Source organism: Lysinibacillus sphaericus, assembly GCF_005217585.1.
GTDB classification, from domain to species: Bacteria; Bacillota; Bacilli; order Bacillales_A; family Planococcaceae; genus Lysinibacillus; species Lysinibacillus sphaericus.
The window spans coordinates 20,506-41,793 of sequence record NZ_SZPT01000007.1; the positions used below are offsets into that span (position 1 = coordinate 20,506).

The window sequence follows — 21,288 nt, forward strand, 5'->3', positions numbered from 1 at the left end:
TAGAGAGAAGGAAGGCCTTTTTGTGGTAATTTTAGGAGCATTAATTAATGCACTGTTGATTATAGTCGGTGCATTGGTGGGGCGCATTTTTAAAAATATTCCTGAGTCGATGAAAGCTTCTGTATTATCGATTATTGGCTTATCCGTTGCACTTTTAGGAATCAAAATGGGCTTCGAGAGTAATAATTTTATTATATTAGTGGTAAGTTTAGTAGTAGGAACTGTGATAGGAGAATGGCTAGATTTAGATAAGCAAATGAATCGACTTGGTCAGTGGATTGAATCACTTTTTAGTAAAAGACGTACGAATGACAATCAAATTAATATTGCAGAAGGCTTTGTAACTGCATCATTAATATTTGTTGTTGGCTCCATGGCGATTATAGGCGCACTTGATAGCGGGCTACGACAGGATCATAATGTCCTAATAACAAAAGGTATTATTGATGGTTTTACATCCATTATTTTAGCTTCTACTTTAGGGATTGGCGTATTATTATCAGCAGTTCCAGTATTTGTATACCAAGCGGTAATTGCCATTTTTGCAGGCGTCATCAGTGTATATATCCCAGATGACGCCCTACAGATGTTCATTACAGAAATGACATCAGTAGGTGGTGTTATGATTTTAGCGATAGGGTTAAATATAGCAGGCCTAACAAAGATCAAGGCTGCTAACTTGTTGCCGGGTATTGTCGTTGTCGGCATCATGGTTGCCATCATCTATCCTTTTCAATGAGTAGCGATGCGCAGCAAGCAGTAAAGCTCTTGAAAGCTTTTCAGCCATAGCATAAGAGATATGCAGTCGCGTATTTTGTAACACGAGCATTTCCATAAAGCCTCCAATATTGACGATTCCTTTAACGGAAATGTCACCAATTGGGGGCAATTCTTTTTTTACTGCTTTCCCAGGCAATATTGGCCCGTTCTGCACTGCAATATGTCCAACGTTTTGTTCACTACCTAGACATGCATCAATCGCAATAATAAAAGGTTTCGTAGTATGATGGTGTAACTGCTGTATGGTTGAATCTAAGTTGAGGGCATGCAATGGATTTTCTAAAGTTCCTACAACTTCATAAGGGAAACTAACAGACTTTTTCAAAAAACTACCTGTTAACGGCCCTAATGTATCCCCAGTGCAACGATCACTTCCGATACAACAAAAAATAAGACGTTCATGATGAAAAGGAATATACTCTAAAAATAATGTACTCAATTGCCAAACAGCATTTTTACTTTCGTGATGAAGCGAATAGGGCAGTACTAAATTTGGAATAGTATTCATAAAAAAACTCACTTTCATTTTTATTTGTAAGAAGTGCTCAATTTTTATGCAGTATACGCAAATTTTTAACAAGTTATTCAAGAGGTGGTAATAATGGATTCAAATAAGAAATGGATAGAGAAGAAATGGGATATATTTACGTCCGAGAAATTTTGGGACAATGTAATTGAGGCAACTTTTGAGATTACAGTCATCCTTATTGCATCGTGGTTAGCTGTTCGATTAGGTAAAAAATTTATTAAAAAAGCATTTTTAATACGAATGCGCTCACCATTAAATCATTCAGAACGCCGACAACGAACAATTGCAAGATTATTACAAAGTGTTATTTCGTATGTTGTCTATTTTTCTGCAATTATAGCTATTCTTTCTTCACTGAACATTAAGGTAGCGGGCTTACTTGCAGGGGCGGGAATCGTCGGTTTAGCTATCGGGTTTGGTGCGCAAAGTTTAGTAAAGGACGTGATTACAGGGTTCTTTATTATTTTTGAAGACCAGTTCGGTGTAGGGGATTATATTAAAATAAACGCAGCGGAAGGAACGGTTGTAGAAATAGGATTACGTACAACAAAGATTAATGGTGCTACTGGGGAGCAATTTATTATTCCAAATGGTGCAATTGGCGAGGTTATTAACTACTCTATCAATAACTCGAAAATTTTTATAGATTTACAAATGACAACCGATGCAAATTTCGAAAAAGCAGAAGGGCTTATTAAAAAGTATTTAGAAACACTACCTGATATGCATAAAGAGCTTGTGGCAGTACCTACCTTTTTAGGTGTCCAAAATGTAAAGGGAACAGAAGTAACGATTCGCATTGCCGCTGAAACATTACCACAACAACAATATGGCGTAGCTCGAACAATTCGCCGTGATGTGACGCAATTATTTGAGGAACATGATATTCCTATGGCGTATCCTAAAATGATGTTATATGGTGGAAGTGGAAAAGATGATGGGAGAAGTGAATAATATGGAAGCAAAAAAATTTGATCTAAATGATATTGTCGAAATGAAAAAACAACATCCATGTGGTACAAATGAGTGGAAAATTATTCGAATGGGTGCAGATGTGCGCATTAAATGTGAAGGGTGTCAGCACAGTGTGATGATTCCGCGTCGAGAATTTGAGAAAAAAATGAAGAAAATCATAAAGCGTGCAAGTGAAGTCTAGCTTTTTGTGTATTAGACTTTTTATGGGCGAATCAATATAATAGATAGGGTTATAAAGAAAACTTTAACTTGCTTCAACAGAAGTTCCCTGCCCTTAGGTGGGGAATACCAACTATGCACTTAAATTCATGGGGGATTTCAATCCCGATTGCTTCAAGTGAATTGCCCCAGCGAATGGACAGATTTATAGAGAAACTTTTTGACAAGGAAGCTCGAAAGAAAAATCTGGACAAAATGACGTAGGGTGTAATTGCTTGTGTCGGTCTCCTTCATTACGGATTAGGCGTTAGAGTGTCATAATACTGTGGTTTAACAGAAACAAAATTGAACTGATTATAGAAAGGTTGTGTCCATTTATGGCATTAACAGCTGGAATCGTTGGTTTACCTAACGTTGGAAAATCAACATTATTTAACGCAATTACAAAAGCGGGCGCTTTGGCTGCCAACTATCCATTCGCAACAATCGATCCAAACGTAGGTATTGTTGAAGTACCTGATGCACGTTTAGACAAACTGACAGAGTTAGTAATACCAAAAAAGACTGTGCCAACAGCATTTGAATTTACTGATATTGCAGGTATCGTAAAAGGTGCTTCTAAAGGAGAAGGCTTAGGAAACAAATTCCTTGCACATATCCGTGAAGTAGATGCAATCTGCCAAGTAGTACGTTGCTTTGTAGATGAAAATATTACACACGTGTCAGGTGCGGTAGATCCAATTGATGACATTGAAGTAATTAATTTAGAGCTAGCACTTGCTGATTTAGAATCAGTGGATAAACGTTTACAACGCGTAAGCAAAATGGCAAAACAAAAAGATAAAGAAGCGATGGTGGAAGAACCGATTCTTCTAAAAATCAAAGCTGAATTAGAAAACGGACGACCTGCTCGTGCTGCTGAACTTTCAGAGGACGAACTAAAAGTGATTAAAGGTCTTCACCTATTAACGATTAAACCAATGCTTTATGTTGCCAATGTTTCAGAAGACGAAGTGGCAGATGCAGATAATAATGAATATGTTCAAAAGGTACGTGAATATGCATCAGCTGAAGGTGCACAAGTCATTACAATTTGTGCAAAAATTGAAGAAGAAATTTCTGAGCTTGACGATGAAGAAAAAGCGATGTTCTTAGAAGAACTAGGCATTAAAGAATCAGGTTTAGACCAACTAATCCGTACTTCATATGATTTATTAGGTCTTGCCACATACTTCACAGCTGGAGTCCAAGAAGTACGTGCATGGACATTCCGTAAAGGCATGAAAGCACCACAATGTGCTGGTATTATTCATACAGACTTTGAGCGTGGATTTATTCGTGCAGAAACAGTTGCTTTCGATGATTTAGTAGAAGCAGGCTCACAAGCTGCTGCGAAAGAAGCGGGGAAAGTACGTCTTGAAGGTAAAGAATATATTGTACAAGACGGCGATATCATGTTATTCCGCTTTAACGTGTAATTTAAAATTGCCATTATGAATGTAAGCAATTCTCATGAAATACGAACAGAACTTAGTTTATATTCATAAAAACATAATAGGCTATCTCCTAGCGAATCTTTTCATGTTTGGGATAGCCTATTTTTGGTTATATAGATATCAGAATTTTCAATTTCTAAAGGGGGATATTATGAACATAGTAGAAATAAAAAAGCGGGCTTTAGAAATCGAACAGTCAGGAAAGTTACCACAAGATATATTAGAAATTATTTATGAGCAACGATTGTTTAAATTATTTATTGCAAAAGAGTTAGGTGGTAAAGATTTAGACTTACTCGAAGGAATAAAAGTATTTCAGCGCATGTCTGCTATCGATGGAAACTTTGGCTGGCTTGTGACAATAGGAACAGGCGGAAATATGTTTGTGCCAACGTTTAAGCAAGAAATAGCTGAAGAGATTTTTTCACCAAGCGATGCAGTAATAGCAGGGAGCGGCTACCCTACAGGTACAGCCGTAAAAATGGACAGCGGTTATTCGGTAACAGGGCAGTGGAAGTATTGTAGTGGTGCTGACTATGCAACAACATTTACCATGAATTGCTTTATTAAAGAAGATGGTATGCTGACAGATAAAATCATTAGTTGCGCGGTGAGCCGGGAGCAAGTAGAAATTATCAATGATTGGCAAGCAATGGGTCTAAAAGCAACAGCAAGTCATACAATCCGAGTACAAGATATATGGATACCATTAGATCAAACATTCCAATTAGGTATTTGTAAAAATAATTATGATAATGCAGTCTATCGTTTTCCGTTTGGCACTTTTGCAGAGGCTTCTTTTTTAAGTGTTTGTCTGGGCATTACGGAGAATTTCTTAGAGGAGGCTGCAACTGTCATTGAACGAAAAAATAAAGAATCCCATCGCACAGAACGTATTGGCGCATTGCAGTTTCTTTATATGCAACAACTAAAGCGTTTTAGACAGATTGAAGAACATTTTTACGCTATGTTGACAATCTATTGGCAAAAACATAAACAGGGAATTGAACTGACAGAGCAAGAATACCAACAGTTTACGGAAATGAGCAAAGAAAGTGCAGCTGACTGTGTGGACATTGCTAATAGTATTATTCGCAGTCTCGGAATGGACGCTATTATTGAAACAGCAACGATTAACCGCATTTGGCGAAATTTATGTACAGCTGCACAACATGGATTTTTAACACCATAATAACTTATGCTCCTAGAAGATAGCCATTACTTATCCGTTTTCTGTGGAGGATAAACATACAGCTTTGGTAACTGAGGATCGTCCTCTACAAGAGCATGTTTAGGATATTTGCGTAATTCCTTATACATGGCGAAATCTCCGACTGCTCCGCCAATTAAAAAGGCACCTGCAAGTAGTAAGATGGTATTGTTAAAGTAAAAGCCAGCAATGGTTGGAACAATACCAGTTGTCCAAAATGGCAATAACAACGCCTTTTTCATTGCATAATTAGGGAGAGGTTTGTCGGTCGTTGCATAGGCTACCCCAAGCTCTAAGTTAATACCGTATTTTAGCGATTTAAAAGGCACGCCACCAAAGAGCATAAAGCCAATTAAATGAAAGGCTTCATGCAATATGATAAGCACGATATAAAGTACGACAAAAAGGATAAATCCACTTAGCATTTGCCAAACCGAAATTTGAAACTCCTTCATACATATGAATTGTATGGCAATAAATAAAATAGCGAGGCCACTAGTAATAACAACACTATCCATCATTAGTTTCTTAATATCTAATTCAATTACTTCGGGTTTTTGATCGGGTAACATAGAAGTCCTCCTTCATGAAATTAGTAATCTTCATTATATCGAATGAATTATTTGATTGCGACTTGAAAGACAGATGCCAATGTGTTACAATTCATTGATGTGAGTAATATTTATTACTTACTCCTTGCTCCCTGCAAACAGGAGAGCCTGAGTCCATAAGGAGGTGTAAACAGATGAGAAAATACGAATTAATGTACATCGTACGTCCAAACATTGAAGACGAAGCGAAGAAAGCTTTAGTTGAACGTTTCAACGAAATCTTAACTTCTAACGGTGCTGAAGTCATCGAAGCAAAAGAGTGGGGCAAACGCCGCTTAGCTTACGAGATCCAAGACTTCCGCGAAGGTTACTACCAAATCGTGAAAGTAAACGCTCCTTCAGAAGCAATCAACGAATACACACGTCTTGCTAACATCAGCGAAGATATCATTCGTCACATTGCAGTTCGCGAAGAAGCAAAATAATTTTAAACAAAATGCTGAAAAGGAGGTTGCATTCTGATGATAAATCGTGTCGTATTAGTTGGAAGACTAACAAAAGACCCTGAGCTGCGCTACACACCGAATGGTATTGCGTCTACTCGATTTACAGTAGCTGTGAATCGTACATTCTCAAACCAACAAGGTGAAAAAGAAGCAGATTTCATTAGCTGCGTTGCTTGGCGTAAACAGGCTGAAAACTTAGCGAACTTCATGAAAAAAGGAAGTTTGATTGGAGTAGAAGGTCGTATCCAAACAGGTAGCTATGAAGGACAAGATGGTAAGCGTGTATATACAACTGATGTTGTGGCAGATAGCGTACAGTTTTTAGAGCCTCGTAGTGGTGGAGGTGCTCCTGCATCGAACCAATACGGCGGACAATCTTACGCTAATAGCCAGCCGTCATATGGCGGTGGACAACCACAACAACAGTATGGTGGCGCGATGCCTCAGCAAGGTTCATTTGGCGGCGGTGCTTCTTATCAGCAAAATCAACCACCAATGAATCAGCCGAACTATACACGAGTAGACGAAGATCCGTTTGCGAATAGCAAGGGACCGATTGAAGTATCAGAAGACGATCTTCCATTCTAATTCTTCGAGCTACAAAAACTATAAACTTATAAGGAGGAGACATCACTATGGCACCACGTCGCGGAGGCCGCAAACGCCGTAAAGTTTGCTATTTTACATCTAATAACATTACGCATATCGACTATAAAGATGTGGATTTATTAAAAAAATTCATCTCTGAACGCGGTAAAATTTTACCACGTCGCGTAACTGGCACTAGCGCTAAGTACCAACGTAAATTAACTTCAGCTATCAAAGTTTCTCGTATTATGGGATTACTTCCATTCGTATCTGAAGATAAATAAGATGATTGAGCACAACAAGGTTTAATGCCTTGTTGTGCTTTTTTATTTCCTTGAAAATCGATACAGAACAAACCCCTAAAAACGGAGGCAGATTTACATAGATGTCTAAATAAACATCACTATTAAAACTATCAATTTTTATTAAATTTAGAATATTGACAGATAATTATATTTTAAATTATTATAATATTGAAAATTTTAAAATTTATTTTGTAATTCAAGGGGTGTTAAATTTGAAAACTACAAAATGGATGTTGGTAGGTGCACTTACATTAAGTTTAAGCGGCACAATTTTATCTTCAGCAAAGGCAGTAACACTAGATGACCCAACGATTTATGGCGGGTGGAGTGAAGATACGGGCTATTTTACTTTACGACAAGATAGCAGTATTTCTTCATTGGCTACTACTAACCCTGTACATAGGGCAACAAAAGATTATACTAGAAGAGGTTCAGCAGTGTATGAACGTGTTATTGCAAACACGACTTGGCCGGGTGTATACCATTATTCTAGAGCTCGTTACGAATCGGCTATTACGGGTAGTGTAGCAGCAGATAGTGGCCGTGTATGGGGGCTTGGTACAACACAAGCAATTAGCGGTTGGCACCCTGGAGATTTAGACTGGGTTGCAAAAACCTACTACGGAAAATAATATACATGAAGAGGCAGGGACATAACTAAAAAAATTTGGGGAACAGAGGAAAGGTGTTCATAAATTTGCTATATGGAGAACTTAGCTATCTAGTTGTTGGTAGCGGAGGCGGTGACTCCTGCTCAGAACGCACACAGCGTAAGATGCATCAAACCTGCGCGTTAGCGAGGGTTGCGGCTTACTGTGCTGAGCGGAAAGCACCGCCGAAGTTGACAACAACGGCGCAGCAAAAAAGTGTTAGATCTCTTTTGTCCCATCCTCTTTCTTACAATGAAGGTAAAACAAAGTGAAAAACTGTTTAGTATCTAGTAGGTTTTTGTTACTAACGTTGCTATTGTTTACTAGCGCCACTTCCTTGCTTTATATACTGGACTCTGTTAGTTATACCAATATGATTAACAATGGCTATATCAGTAAAAATGCTGTTGAATTCATTATTAAAACCGAAGAGCCTTCTCTAGACATTGACTTAGAAGAACCATATTTGTTAATGCAATATAAACTAGACAATCCACAATTAAAATATATTTATATTCATCCATCCGTAAAGTTGCCACCTATAAACTATCAAAAACAACCACGCTCAACAGACTATATAATTACAGGCAATGTTTTTCCTGAAGAGGTACTGTCAAGAAATATGAAAAGCCTCGTTATTGGACAATTTGACACACCATCCTCTTACTTAAATAGAGAGGCATGGTATATAGTCATGTCTCAACAAATCAACTTGAAAAATGGAACGAAGTTTATTCTCAATGTGGAAAGTGGCAATCCACATCTATTAATTGAAAAAATATTTCCTAATACGAGTTATCAGCTACTTGAAAACGAGGATAGAGGAACTGCCATATTAACTTCCAATATTTTATTGAAAGGATTCTTAATCATTTCTTTACTATTTGTCATTATTGCACAAGCTGTTTCAGTCGTTTATGCCATTCAAAGTAAAAAATCTATTGTTCAAATATTGTATTTTGCAGGAGGGAAATGGCAACTTATATTTCTTAAAGTGTTTAAATTAGAATTCATTGCGCTCATCATGATCATGTTATTGGCATTTTTATCATTAATAGCGTTTAACCATTTCTATTCGATTTGGGGGAATCAGTGGTACTACGTATCTGTTTTCTATATATTAGTAACATTTATAGTGTATTTTTTAGCCTGTCTGCTCATGACAAAGTCCTTGATTAAAAAAGGAGTAAGATCGTTTTGAATACAGCTAGACTTCTACTGAAAAATAATAAATGGTTTACGTTGTTTATAGGGTTACTTTCATTTCTATTTTCTGTCGTTTTATTTGTACTGTTAGTAAATATAAATATTTCAAAAATAGAAATACGTTCAGCAAGTAAATTTCATCACTACAATATCTATCAGATTACGGATGATTTAATCGGTAAAAGAGAAATTGAATTTTTTAAAGATGTAAAAAACTATGATATACTCAATGATTTTAATAACCGGGTATTTGAAAATAGTAAATTGATCTTTTATAATGCCGTATCGCAACCAATAGGCCTAAAACAATATCCCCCTGATAAGAAGTTCTCCGCCAACTATGAATTTGGTTCCAATAATGATGTATACGAGTACGATGGGCAGTTTTATCAATCCACTAAATCGATTCAAATTACTAAATCCGTTTTTGATTATAATGTCGTTGAACTGGTGGAAGGACAGCCTTTTGATGATTCTGCTTATGTCTACGTAGCAGGAAAAAATGAAATACCGGTCATTCTTGGCTCTGACTATCGTCAATACTATAAGTTAAATGACCAATTAGAGCTTCATTATTACTATGAAAAATTTGTCGGGCGAGTAGTCGGTTTTGCAAAGGAAAATTCATTTATTTTCACTAATCTTGAACCGCAGCAAGTGCTCAATCGCTACATTCTACTGCCTTCCATGTCGCTTTCTGAACAACCTTCTATGTTGTTACAAAAAACAGAGGTAGATGAAATATTCTTTCGCGCACTTCTATTAAGTAACATGGGTGGTTATTTAATGACCAACTTAAACGCGCTTGAGTTAAGAAAGGAAGTTGCAGACATAGGAAAAGTTACGAATTTCACTAATTATCAAATTATTGGTGCGAATTCGCTATCAGTGAATCTTTTATACAAAATGGTTGATGCCAATCAAACACTTATTTTTACAATATCGGGTGTTGTATTTATTTTCATATTGTGTGCTTTCTATTTGTTCGTTAAGAGTTTCATAAAAAGACAATTCGATACGTATTTAGTGTTCATTATGAGTGGGGTTACAAATAATAAAATTAAAAAAACTATACAATTCCAATTTTCAACCCTCAATGGTATGAGTATAGGACTGGCATTGTTGTGCACCGTTCTATTTATGCAAGACATTACGCTACTATCTATTTTATTAATTGCTGGGTTCTTGGTTTGGTTGTTATTCTATGTCGTAGTTTATATATTAGTGAATCAATTATTAGCAACGACGAATATCATTGAAAAGTTAAAGGGTGATTAAAATCATAAGCTTTATTTCTTTAGATAACATCGTAAAAGCGTATAATGAAAAAATAATATTACATCACATTAATTTAGAAATTGTTAACAATCAATTCATTTCTATAAAAGGACCTAGTGGCGTTGGAAAAAGCACACTTTTAAATATATTGGCTGGACTTGAAAAAGCGGATAGTGGTAAATATATTTTGGATCGTATAGAAATGCATGCCCAAAATCTTAATGAGCTTTCGGAAATAAGAGGCAGTCGAATCGGATACATATCACAATACAATCCAATGATTCGCAACCTTACAGTTCGGGAAAATATCGTAGTACCTTTATTATTAGGCAACTATAATCAAAAGCAAATCACGGCATATCTCGATGAACTAAGTGCCTGTTTAAAAATTAATCATTTACTTGATAAGAAAATTGACAAGTTATCTGGTGGAGAAAGACAACGAGTAGGAGTCATCAGAGCACTGATTAAAAAGCCTATATTGTTGATTGCTGATGAGCCGACTGGGTCATTGGATGACGATACGACAATTTTAGTGTTTCACCTTTTTAAAAGGCTGTCTGAAAGTGGAACGACTATCGTTATGGCTACTCATAGTCATTTAAGTTCTCAATATGCTGATAAAGAATATAGGATGAGTTCGGCGGGGATTTTTTAAAACGCTCAAACCGTGGGTGATATGTAGCTATTATTCGGTGAATTTTGGTATTTTGAGTTCGGTATTGTACCGGACTCATTTTTTATTTTCGCCTTTATCTGGGGTGATTTTTTTGCCCCAAAATAGTAAAATTCCATACCATTATCCTATTTTGATAAGGAAACTTCACTTTTGTCATTATTTCATCAAAAAGCCTTTAGACGTTCTTAGCGTTTTTTGTTCAATAAGGTGAAAAAATGGTACAATAAAGTTTAGTAAGTTTGACTGATAAAAAGGAAGGTTTTCAATGCCGAATAATCAAACAAAGGCGCTTGTACAAGGCTCGATGATGGTTGCAATGTTTACAATCTTAATGATTGCTTCAGCATATGTACCAATTATTTCTTTAGTAGCCTTACTATTTACTCCATTACCAATTGCTTGGTATAGCGCAAATTACAAGCGTTCCTCATCAATACTCGTCGCAGTTGTAGGTTGTATATTAACTGTGCTAACGAGTGGACTGTTTATGCTACCATTCGCCTTTATTATGGCGTTACTTGGGGTAATCATAGGTAATGCAATTCAATTAAAGAAGAGCAAACTTTATTTATTTATGTCATCTGGTATCGCGGTACTTTTATCGTCAGCACTTGTCTATTTAGCCTATGTGCAATTAGCGGGAATTAACGTGATTGAAATGAGCTTGGACATTGCCCGAGATAGTTATGAGCAATCCAACGAGCTTGCTAAAAGTATGACAGGTCAAATCGCTATTCAACCTGAACAAATGGAGGCTATGCTTAACACAATTGAGCTAACAATACCTTCGACAGTAACAATCTTTGCATTTTTAATAGCATTTATTATCATTACATTGAATTTACCTATTTTAAAACGATTAGGTTTAGCAGTACCAAAATTTCCAGCATATGAAAATATGCGACTTCCACGCTCTATTTTATGGTACTACATGATTATTTTGTGTATTAATCTATTTATACGTCCAGAAGCGGGCTCTATGCTAGATATTATTGTATTAAATGTGTCTTATATTTTGTGGCTTTTATTAATTCTTCAAGGAATATCATTTATTCATTATTTCATTGCGACGAAAGGAATGCCGAGTGTTGTCAAATGGATAGCTACCATTTTAGCTATTCCACTATCATCATTCATTATCTTACTCGGTATTATAGATTTAGGTTTCGACGTGCGTTCACTTGTGAAAGGGAAGACTAAGGAATAAGGGGCTGATGAGTAATGGGGACTTTTAGAAAACGACCAATCCGCTATCCGCTTTTTGTTCTTTCCATTTTTGGCATTGTGACGTTCGTGCTTCTTTGTATTTGGAATATCGCGATTGGTATTGGCTATGGAGTAGGCTTTGCGTTGTTAATGGCCTACACATGGAAAATTGAAAAAGCTACTTTTGAAGAGACCGAAAAGCATATAGAATCCATTTCCTTCCGTATGAAAAAGGTTGGGGAAGAGGCATTACTTGAAATGCCGATTGGGATATTGCTCGTCAATGAGGAATACGAAATTGAGTGGTCAAACCCATATATGCAAAATGTATTAAACAATGAGGCATTAGTGGGTGAAGGAATTGTCAATATATCCGACGACATCTACGTACTGATGAAGACCGAGGAAACAAAAGAAGCAACGATTACGCTTCGTGATCGTAAATATCGTGTCTTTTACAAGGAAGAGGAGCGTCTACTATATTTCTTCGATATTACAGAGCAAATTGCAATTGAAAAACAATACTTTGCAGATCGTACAGTTATTGCTATATTATTTGTCGATAACTATGATGAAATTACACAAGCAATGGATGACCAGCCGCGTAGCTTAACTAATACGATGGTAACGTCTATTGTCAATGACTGGGCAGCGGAGCACGGAATATTTGTCAAACGAATTTCATCGGATCGTTTTTTAGCAGTTTTAAATGAATCGATTTTAACAGAACTAGAAAAGAAAAAATTTGCTATTTTAGATACAATTCGTGAAAAGACAGCACAAAAAAACCTTTCACTAACACTAAGTATTGGTGTTGGTGCTGGCTCTTCTTCACTAGTCGAACTTGGTGAATTAGCCCAATCGAGTTTGGATCTTGTTTTAGGTCGTGGTGGGGATCAGGTAGCCATCAAACAACCTACAGGAAAGCTCAAGTTCTATGGAGGGAAAACCAACCCTGTTGAAAAACGTACACGTGTTAGGGCGCGGGTTATCTCACATGCCCTACGTGATTTAATACAAGACAGTGACCAAGTGTTTGTTATGGGACATAAAAATCCTGATATGGACTCTATTGGTGCATCTGTTGGGGTTCGCAAAATGGCTCAAATGAATGATGTAAAAGGCTATGTCGTCATTAATTTTGATGAACTGAACGGTAGTGTCACACGTTTAATGAATGAAATTGAAAGTAAATCCGATTTCTACGAGCACTTCTTAACGCCAGAAGAAGTGGCTACAAAAATGACTGAAAAATCCTTACTTATTATTGTAGATACACATAAGCCGAATTTAGTCATTGATCCATACTTATTAAAGCTTGCGGAAAAGGTAGTCGTAATCGACCATCATCGTCGTAGTGAAGACTTTATTGAAAATCCAACGCTTGTGTATATGGAGCCTTATGCTTCGTCTACAGCAGAGCTTGTTACTGAGTTATTAGAGTATCAGCCAAAGCGGGCAAAAATTAATATGCTAGAAGCGACAGCGCTATTAGCAGGGATTATTGTAGATACAAAGAGTTTTACACTTCGTACAGGTGCCCGCACGTTTGAGGCAGCTTCTTATTTACGAACAAATGGAGCCGATACAGTTTTAGTACAAAGACTTCTAAAAGAAGACATCCATACGTATATTGAACGTTCGAAAATTGTGCAAACTGTGAAATTCGTGAAGCCTGGCATCGCACTAGCCGTAGGTGAAGATTCAAAAATTTACGATTCCGTTTTAATCGCGCAAACGGCTGATATTTTACTAACGATGAAAGATGTAAACGCATCTTTTGTCATTGCGCATCGTGCTGATGGTAAAATTGGTATTAGTGCAAGATCATTAGGAGAAGTAAATGTACAGCTTATCATGGAAAGGCTCGGCGGTGGCGGACATTTAACAAATGCGGCTTGCCAAATAGAAGCACTTTCCATTAGTGAAGTAAAAAAATATTTAGAAGAGGCCATATATGAGGTACTCGAAGGGAGTTCTGAATTATGAAAGTAGTATTTTTAAAAGATGTTAAAGGTAAAGGAAAAAAAGGGGAAGTAAAAAATGTAGCAGATGGCTATGCACAAAACTTCCTAATTAAAAACGGTTATGCTGCAGAAGCAAATGCACAAGCAATGAGCCAATTACAAGGTCAAAAGAAACTAGAAGAAAAAAACGCAGCAGCAGAATTAGCTGAAGCACAAGCTTTAAAAGAAAAGCTAGAAGCACTAACAGTGGAGTTAAAAGCAAAATCAGGAGATGGTGGACGCTTATTCGGTTCAGTTTCGACAAAACAAATTGCAGAAGCACTGCAAAAAGTACATGGCATTAAAATTGATAAACGCAAAATGACTTTACCTGATGGCATCCGTGCACTAGGCTTTACAAATGTACCTGTAAAACTACATCACGAAGTATCAGCGACATTAAAAGTACAAGTAACGGAAGAATAAGGGGCGACTATCCATGAACGAACCGATGATAGACCGCGTTCCACCGCATAACCGGGAAGCGGAGCAATCGGTTATCGGTGCAATTTTTCTAGAACCACAGGCACTAATCACAGCATCGGAAATTCTGTTAGCTGATGATTTTTACCAAAACGCGCATAAAAAGATTTTTGAGACCATGTTGCGTTTAAGTGATCAAGGAAAAGCGATAGATGTTGTAACAGTTACTGAGGAATTATCAGCAAAAAAAGAGATTGAGGATGTTGGCGGGCTATCGTATTTACTAGAGCTCGCCAATGCTGTCCCTACGGCAGCAAACGTTGCTCACTATGCCAAAATCGTTGAGGAAAAAGCGTTATTACGTCGTTTAATCCGTGTAGCTACAAAAATAGTTGAAGATGGCTACACACGTGAGGACGAGGTAGAGGCATTACTCGGCGAAGCAGAGAAGAAAATGATGGAGGTCGCCAACCGCAAAAATGCTGGCGACTTTAAACATGTAAAAGATGTTTTAGTGGAGACATTCGATAATATCGAGCAGCTTCAATCACGTAAGGGCGATGTAACAGGTATTCCAACAGGTTTCCGTGATTTAGACCATATTACAGCAGGCTTCCAACGCAATGACTTGATTATTGTTGCGGCACGACCTTCTGTAGGGAAAACGGCTTTTGCGTTAAATGTTGCACAAAGTGTAGCTGTACAAGCACGTGAAAATGTTGCCATCTTCTCATTAGAGATGGGTGCTGAGCAGCTTGTCATGCGTATGCTATGTGCCGAAGGAAATATTGATGCACAAGTTTTACGTACAGGTGCTTTAACTACCGAAGATTGGGGTAAACTAACGATGGCAATGGGAAGTTTATCGAATTCAGGTATTTTTATTGATGACACGCCAGGTGTCCGTATCAATGAAATTCGAGCAAAGTGTAGACGTTTAGCACAAGAGCATGGACTTGGAATGATTCTAATCGATTACTTACAGCTTATTCAGGGTAGTGGGAAGCCTGGAGAGAACCGTCAACAAGAAGTATCAGAAATCTCACGTTCATTAAAAGGATTAGCGCGTGAGTTAAAGGTACCAGTAATTGCACTATCACAGCTTTCGCGTGGTGTGGAGCAACGTCAGGATAAGCGACCAATGATGAGTGACTTACGTGAATCAGGAAGTATTGAGCAGGATGCGGATATTGTTGCCTTCTTATATCGTGATGACTATTACGATAAAGAGTCCGAGAGTAAAAATATGATTGAAATTATTATTGCTAAACAGCGTAACGGTCCTACAGGAACAGTTACACTTGCTTTTAAAAAGGAATTCAATAAATTTATAAACGTGGATTGGTCACAAATGCCACCACCGCCACCACGTGATTAGTAATATTTATCTATAAATGAGATAATATTCATACCATTCCGTCATTAAACACGAACGTTAAATCATAGTAATTGATTTTATGTTCGTGTTTTTAACTATTTTTTTATTGACGAGTTGTTTCTAACATTGTTACAATAATTTACGGCTTGATTAATGAGATACAATACGTATCTAACGGAGGTGCTGATTATGACATCAGTTGTAGTTGTAGGAACACAGTGGGGAGACGAAGGTAAAGGTAAAATTACAGATTTCCTTTCACAAAAGGCAGATGCTATTGCCCGCTTTGCAGGTGGCGATAACGCTGGACATACCATTAAAATTAATGGTGAAACATATAAGTTACATTTAATCCCATCAGGTATTTTCTACAAAGAGAAAACGTCTGTAATGGGAAATGGGATGGTTGTTAACCCAAAATCACTTGTAACAGAGTTAAAAGGACTGCAGGAACGAGGCATCAATACAGAAAATCTTCGAATTTCAAATCGTGCCCATGTCATTTTACCATATCATATTAAACAAGATATCGCAGATGAAGAAAGCCGTGGCGATAACAAAATCGGTACAACTTGTAAAGGTATCGGACCTTGCTATCAAGATAAAGTAGCACGTATCGGTATCCGTATGGCTGATTTATTAGATAAAGAAGTATTTGAAGAAAAACTACGTCATAATTTAGCAATTAAAAATAAGTTGTTCGAGAAATTTTATGAAGTGGAAGGTGTAACATTCGAAGAAATCTTCGAAGAATATTACGGTTATGGACAAGAAATCGCAAAATATGTTACAGATACTTCAAAAATTTTAAATGATGTATTAGATGAAGGTGGCAGAGTATTATTTGAAGGGGCACAAGGTATTTTACTTGATGTCGATCAAGGGACTTATCCATTTGTTACTTCTTCAAACCCTGTTGCTGGTGGTGTAGCGATTGGTGCAGGTATTGGCCCATCAAAAGTTTCAAGTGTTATTGGAGTATGTAAAGCCTATACATCACGTGTAGGAGATGGCCCATTCCCAACTGAATTATTTGACGAAGTTGGTCAGCAAATTCGTGAAGTAGGTCGCGAATATGGTACAACGACTGGACGCCCTCGTCGTGTAGGCTGGTTTGATACAGTTGTCGTTCGCCATTCACGCCGTGTAAGTGGTATTACGCATTTAGCGTTAAATTCAATTGATGTTTTATCAGGTTTAGACACTGTAAAAATCTGTACAGCTTATAAATATAAAGATGAAACAATTACAGAGTACCCAGCAAATCTTCATATTATTGAACAATGTGAACCTATTTATGAGGAGCTTCCAGGCTGGTCAGAAGATGTTACAGGCTGCCGCACATTAGAAGAGTTACCAGAGAATGCACGACGCTATGTAGAACGTGTAAGTGAATTAACGGGCATTCAAATTGCTACCTTCTCTGTCGGCCCTGGTCGTGAACAAACAAATGTATTAGTAGACATTTGGGAAGCATAATCAAGAGGCGAGGATCAATTTTAAAAAGAGGGAAAACGGTATTCGTAAATCTCCACTGTTTAAAATGAATGGAACCTTATAGTTGTTGGTAGCGAAGGCGGACGACTCCTGCGGGAACGCACAGCACGTAAGACGCAACAAGCCGCGCGACAGCGAGGGTTGCGGCTTACGGTGTGCCCGCGGAAAGCGTCCGCCGTAGCGGACAACAACGGACATAGTAAAAAGTGTTAGATTGATTTGAGTCAATCTAACACTTTTTCTCTTTTGTCCAAGCTGTGCTTTTTAGTGAATATCCTTCTTCTTGAAGCGGCCACCTTTAACTTCTGCAATATTCCCTATTGCAAGGAATGCATGGTCGTCTATTTCCGCAACAATTGTTTTCAATTTTGATTCTTCCAAGCGTGTAATAACGGTAAAAATAACTTTTTTGTCGTTGCCTGTGTAGGCCCCCTCCCCGTGAAGAAAAGTAACCCCACGACCAAGTCGATCCATAATAGTTTGACCAATTTCTTCAATTTCATCACTGATAATATAAACAGATTTTGACTCTTCCATCCCTTGTATAACAATATCAATCATTTTATAGGCTATATAATAGGCAATGATAGAGTACATAGCTTGCTCCCATGTGAAAACAAAACCTGCAATGGTAAAAATCAGTACATTGAAGAACATAATAATCTCTCCGACTGAGAATGGAGATTTTCTATTAAATAAAATGGCTAAAATTTCAGTTCCATCTAAAGAACCACCGTAACGTATAACGATACCGACACCAATACCTAAAATCATGCCACCAAAAACTGTCGCTAGTAAAGTGTCTGTTGTAAATGGTTCAAGATTATGTAAGAAGATTGTGGTTACGGAGAGCACTGTGATGCCAAGCCCTGTAGAAAGTGCAAATGTTTTACCAATCTGTTTATAGCCTAAAAAGATAAAAGGTAAGTTTAAAACGAAGATGAAAATACCTAGGGGTAAGCTTAATAAATGCGAGGTAATAATGGAAACACCAACGATTCCTCCGTCCATAATGTGGTTGGGTACTAAAAATAGCTCTAGTCCTAATGCCATAATGATAGCACCTATGGCAACCATAACAATTCGGGCGGTTATTTTCCGAATTGTATTCTTTTTTTGCTGTCTTGCTTTAGCTATCTTAGTGGTCTGTGAATCACTCAAATCAATCGCTCCAATCAACTAGTATACGTCTCTTACTCTATTTTATCGAAATATTGAAAAAGTAAAAAGAAATATGTTTAAATACTCATTTAAAACAAAATAATAAGGATAATACTTCCTAATTTAAAAATAAAAGGAGTGAGAATGAGATTATCAAATATAAGATTTATGTAACAATTCGTAGAGAAATAATACATTTTCATTACAAAAGGGATAAAATATTCAAACGACATTTTCTTTATGGTACATTATAGTGGTGCAAAATCTTTGTGGGTAATTAAACCTATGTTAGGCTAAAGTTGGAAGGGGCTTTATTGATGAGTTCGTCTTGTAATAAAAAAGAAGAAAGCAATCGATTCACCTACAATTTTTCTTCTTTTAAAAAAGTGTCAATTATTGCGGTACTAATGGCTAGTTTCACAATAAGCGCAGGCTTTACAAAAGAAAATAATCATAAAGAAACACTAAATAAAATATATCATGTATATGTAGAAAATGAATATATGGGTGCTGTATCTGATGACAAAGCTGTTCAAGAAATAATTGCATCGAAAGAACAGCAAGCAAGTAATCGGTATAAAGACTTATTAATCGATGCTAACTCGGTTGTGAAAATAATACCAGAGCAAGTGTTTAGTAATGAAACAAAGGATGCAGAAACATTGGCAAAATTAGAGCAATCATTAGTTGCACAATCACCTGCCTTTGCATTACTAGTAGATAATAAGCCAATCACCTTTTTAAAAGATGCGAAAGCCTATGAAGAAACAATTCGCTTATTAAAGCTACAATATGTTTCTCAACCAGCGTTAGATGATTTACTTGCTAACCAACAATCTATAAATGAATTACCAGCTTTACAGTCTGGTGAATCACGCCTGTTAAATATTGCGTTTAAACAAGGTGTTTCAGGTGTAACACAAAAAGTAAATCCTAATGCCATTGTATCGCCTGAAGAGGCAGTGAAATACTTAATGACAGGATCCCTTGAGCAAAAAGAATATAAAATTCAATCAGGGGATGTATTAGGAGCAGTCGCTAAAAAACATAATTTAACAACTGCTGAATTAATTGAATTAAATCCTGGTCTGACAGTAGATACCGTGTTACAAATAGGACAAGCACTAAATGTTACGGTTGCAAAACCATTTGTAACTATTGAAGTAAAACAAGAAAAGACCGTTACAGATACAATTCCATTTAAAAAAATAATGAAAGAAGACCCTACAATGTACAAAGGGGAGTCCGTTATAAAACAACAAGGCGTTAACGGGAAAAAGGAAACCTCTTACTTAATCACGACTGAAAATGGCACACGTACCTCTAAAGTAGCTTTAGAAGAAAAAGTGTTACAACAACCAGTGGATCATATTGAAGTAGTAGGGACAAAAGTAATCTCGTCTCGTGGAACGGGTGAGTTTGTTTGGCCAACAGTCGGAGGCTATGTATCTAGTGTTATGGGACAACGTTGGGGTGATATCCATCGCGGAATCGACATTGCTCGTCCTAGTAACTACAATATACTAGCTTCAGATAATGGTGTAGTAGTAGCTGCTGGCGTTTCGGGTACCTATGGTAATCGCATTGTTATTAATCATAAAAACGGCTATACAACGCTTTATGGACACTTATCTTCTATAAAGGTTAGCGTTGGGCAGGTTGTTGAAAAAGGTTCTGTTATTGGAATTATGGGCTCTACAGGAAATTCAACAGGTACACATTTACACTTTGAAGTTGAAAAAAATGGTGAGCTGGTCAATCCTTTATCATATGTAGGTCAGTAATTGTAAAAGGCAGTCCAAATAGTGGGCTGCTTTTTTGTATAGTAAGCATAAAAAACTAAATTATTTCCCAAGAAATAATTGTCGAAATACGGAAACTGTTTGTGAATAATGCATGGAAGCAAAAAGCATGTTACAGTTAAGAGTAGTAACTTTACAAATACACATTGTTTAGAATAGATGAATAGCGAAAGGGAGAGAATGTATGAGTAAAACAATTTTAGTTGTTGACGATGAGAAACCAATCGCAGATATTTTACAGTTTAATTTAATTAAAGAAGGCTACAAAGTAATTTGTGCGTATGATGGAGATGAGGCATTAGAAAAGGTTGAGGAAGAGCAGCCAGATTTAATGCTGTTAGATATAATGTTACCAAAAAGAGATGGTATGGAAGTTTGTAGAGAAATTCGAAAAAAATACGATTTCCCTATTATTATGTTAACCGCTAAAGGCTCAGAGATTGATAAAGTATTAGGGTTAGAAATGGGTGCGGATGATTACGTAACGAAGCCCTTTAGTACTCGTGAGTTAATCGCGCGTGTGAAAGCGAATATGCGTCGCCTTCAAGTAGTAGCTCCTGCAGCAGAGGAAGAAGAGGAAACATCCAATGAGATTGTAGTAGGCTCTCTTGTTATTCAACCTGACGCTTATCAGGTGATGAAGCGCGATGAAGCAATTGAATTAACACATCGTGAGTTTGAATTGCTACATTATTTAGGAAAACATATTGGACAAGTGATGACGCGTGAGCATCTTTTACAAACTGTATGGGGTTACGATTATTTCGGTGACGTACGTACAGTCGATGTAACGATTCGTCGCCTTCGTGAAAAGATCGAGGATAATCCAAGTCATCCGGCATGGATTGTCACTAGACGTGGCGTAGGGTATTATTTACGAAATCCTGAACAGGAGTAAAGGAA

General features: G+C 37.1%; 22 protein-coding genes. 19 read left to right on the top strand and 3 right to left on the bottom strand.

Translation table 11 applies throughout. The features are described from left to right. The first annotated feature begins 22 nt into the window (after positions 1-22). Positions 23-739, top strand: a complete 717-nt coding sequence (locus FC748_RS19235) for a DUF554 domain-containing protein (RefSeq protein WP_024364638.1) — start codon at positions 23-25, stop codon at positions 737-739. Here FC748_RS19235 and yyaC read toward each other — a convergent pair. After that, on the bottom strand, positions 656-1,288 hold the full coding sequence (gene yyaC, locus FC748_RS19240; RefSeq protein WP_025220908.1) for a spore protease YyaC: 633 nt from the start codon (positions 1,286-1,288) through the stop codon (positions 656-658). The genes FC748_RS19235 and yyaC overlap by 84 nt on opposite strands. Before the next feature lie 93 nt (positions 1,289-1,381). Between yyaC and FC748_RS19245 the strand changes: the two genes are divergently transcribed. The 4 genes from FC748_RS19245 (at position 1,382) to FC748_RS19260 (ending at position 5,131) form a co-directional block, all read left to right on the top strand. Continuing rightward, the gene (locus tag FC748_RS19245) at positions 1,382-2,263 is read left to right on the top strand and encodes a mechanosensitive ion channel family protein (protein ID WP_108031102.1); all 882 of its coding nucleotides are present in this window, start codon (positions 1,382-1,384) and stop codon (positions 2,261-2,263) included. A gap of 1 nt (position 2,264) precedes the next feature. Next, entirely contained in the window at positions 2,265-2,465 is a 201-nt protein-coding gene (locus FC748_RS19250; RefSeq protein ID WP_024364640.1) for a DUF951 domain-containing protein, read from the top strand. Positions 2,466-2,820: 355 nt separating this feature from the next. Next, positions 2,821-3,921, top strand: coding sequence for a redox-regulated ATPase YchF (ychF, locus tag FC748_RS19255; RefSeq protein ID WP_024364641.1), 1,101 nt, complete (start codon positions 2,821-2,823; stop codon positions 3,919-3,921). A 169-nt stretch (positions 3,922-4,090) separates the two neighbouring features. Next, positions 4,091-5,131, top strand: coding sequence for an acyl-CoA dehydrogenase family protein (locus FC748_RS19260; RefSeq protein WP_108031101.1), 1,041 nt, complete (start codon positions 4,091-4,093; stop codon positions 5,129-5,131). 26 nt (positions 5,132-5,157) lie between these two features. Here the strand turns inward: FC748_RS19260 and FC748_RS19265 are convergent, their stop codons facing one another. After that, positions 5,158-5,721, bottom strand: coding sequence for a DUF3267 domain-containing protein (locus tag FC748_RS19265; RefSeq protein ID WP_108031100.1), 564 nt, complete (start codon positions 5,719-5,721; stop codon positions 5,158-5,160). Between the two features lie 173 nt (positions 5,722-5,894). Here FC748_RS19265 and rpsF point away from each other — a divergent pair, with 173 nt between their 5' ends. From rpsF to FC748_RS19325, 12 genes are all read left to right on the top strand, one after another. Further along, on the top strand, positions 5,895-6,185 hold the full coding sequence (gene rpsF, locus FC748_RS19270; protein ID WP_024364644.1) for a 30S ribosomal protein S6: 291 nt from the start codon (positions 5,895-5,897) through the stop codon (positions 6,183-6,185). 36 nt (positions 6,186-6,221) lie between these two features. After that, positions 6,222-6,794, top strand: coding sequence for a single-stranded DNA-binding protein (gene ssb, locus FC748_RS19275; RefSeq protein ID WP_024364645.1), 573 nt, complete (start codon positions 6,222-6,224; stop codon positions 6,792-6,794). 47 nt (positions 6,795-6,841) lie between these two features. After that, entirely contained in the window at positions 6,842-7,078 is a 237-nt protein-coding gene (gene rpsR / locus FC748_RS19280) for a 30S ribosomal protein S18 (protein WP_024364646.1), read from the top strand. A 233-nt stretch (positions 7,079-7,311) separates the two neighbouring features. Next, positions 7,312-7,731, top strand: a complete 420-nt coding sequence (locus tag FC748_RS19285) for a hypothetical protein (RefSeq protein WP_108031099.1) — start codon at positions 7,312-7,314, stop codon at positions 7,729-7,731. A gap of 286 nt (positions 7,732-8,017) precedes the next feature. After that, positions 8,018-8,950 (top strand): hypothetical protein, encoded by a 933-nt coding sequence (locus FC748_RS19290; RefSeq protein WP_153062816.1) that lies wholly within the window; start codon positions 8,018-8,020, stop codon positions 8,948-8,950. Beyond that, positions 8,947-10,233 (top strand): hypothetical protein, encoded by a 1,287-nt coding sequence (locus FC748_RS19295; protein ID WP_108031096.1) that lies wholly within the window; start codon positions 8,947-8,949, stop codon positions 10,231-10,233. The genes FC748_RS19290 and FC748_RS19295 overlap by 4 nt, the downstream gene beginning before the upstream one ends. After that, positions 10,226-10,891: an ABC transporter ATP-binding protein gene (locus FC748_RS19300; protein ID WP_051147788.1), complete on the top strand. Its 666-nt coding sequence runs from the start codon at positions 10,226-10,228 to the stop codon at positions 10,889-10,891. The genes FC748_RS19295 and FC748_RS19300 overlap by 8 nt, the downstream gene beginning before the upstream one ends. A gap of 286 nt (positions 10,892-11,177) precedes the next feature. Beyond that, positions 11,178-12,119 (top strand): YybS family protein, encoded by a 942-nt coding sequence (locus FC748_RS19305; RefSeq protein WP_025220902.1) that lies wholly within the window; start codon positions 11,178-11,180, stop codon positions 12,117-12,119. Positions 12,120-12,133: 14 nt separating this feature from the next. Continuing rightward, entirely contained in the window at positions 12,134-14,107 is a 1,974-nt protein-coding gene (locus FC748_RS19310) for a DHH family phosphoesterase (protein WP_108031095.1), read from the top strand. Next, entirely contained in the window at positions 14,104-14,550 is a 447-nt protein-coding gene (gene rplI, locus FC748_RS19315) for a 50S ribosomal protein L9 (protein WP_024364652.1), read from the top strand. Before FC748_RS19310 ends, rplI begins: the two co-directional genes overlap by 4 nt. A gap of 13 nt (positions 14,551-14,563) precedes the next feature. Beyond that, positions 14,564-15,925 (top strand): replicative DNA helicase, encoded by a 1,362-nt coding sequence (dnaB, locus tag FC748_RS19320; protein ID WP_024364653.1) that lies wholly within the window; start codon positions 14,564-14,566, stop codon positions 15,923-15,925. A gap of 189 nt (positions 15,926-16,114) precedes the next feature. Further along, the gene (locus FC748_RS19325) at positions 16,115-17,404 is read left to right on the top strand and encodes an adenylosuccinate synthase (protein WP_024364654.1); all 1,290 of its coding nucleotides are present in this window, start codon (positions 16,115-16,117) and stop codon (positions 17,402-17,404) included. 282 nt (positions 17,405-17,686) lie between these two features. On the opposite strand, the gene FC748_RS19330 is transcribed toward FC748_RS19325, so the two are convergent. Next, positions 17,687-18,499 carry a YitT family protein gene (locus FC748_RS19330; RefSeq protein WP_167397278.1) on the bottom strand — a complete coding sequence of 271 codons (813 nt, stop codon included), beginning with the start codon at positions 18,497-18,499 and terminating at the stop codon, positions 17,687-17,689. Positions 18,500-18,900: 401 nt separating this feature from the next. On the opposite strand from FC748_RS19330, the gene FC748_RS19335 reads away from it, so the two are divergent. Both FC748_RS19335 and yycF read left to right on the top strand, forming a co-directional pair. Then, positions 18,901-20,367, top strand: coding sequence for a M23 family metallopeptidase (locus FC748_RS19335; protein WP_108031094.1), 1,467 nt, complete (start codon positions 18,901-18,903; stop codon positions 20,365-20,367). A gap of 202 nt (positions 20,368-20,569) precedes the next feature. Then, on the top strand, positions 20,570-21,283 hold the full coding sequence (gene yycF / locus FC748_RS19340; RefSeq protein WP_024364334.1) for a cell wall metabolism response regulator VicR: 714 nt from the start codon (positions 20,570-20,572) through the stop codon (positions 21,281-21,283). The last annotated feature ends 5 nt before the right edge of the window (positions 21,284-21,288 follow it).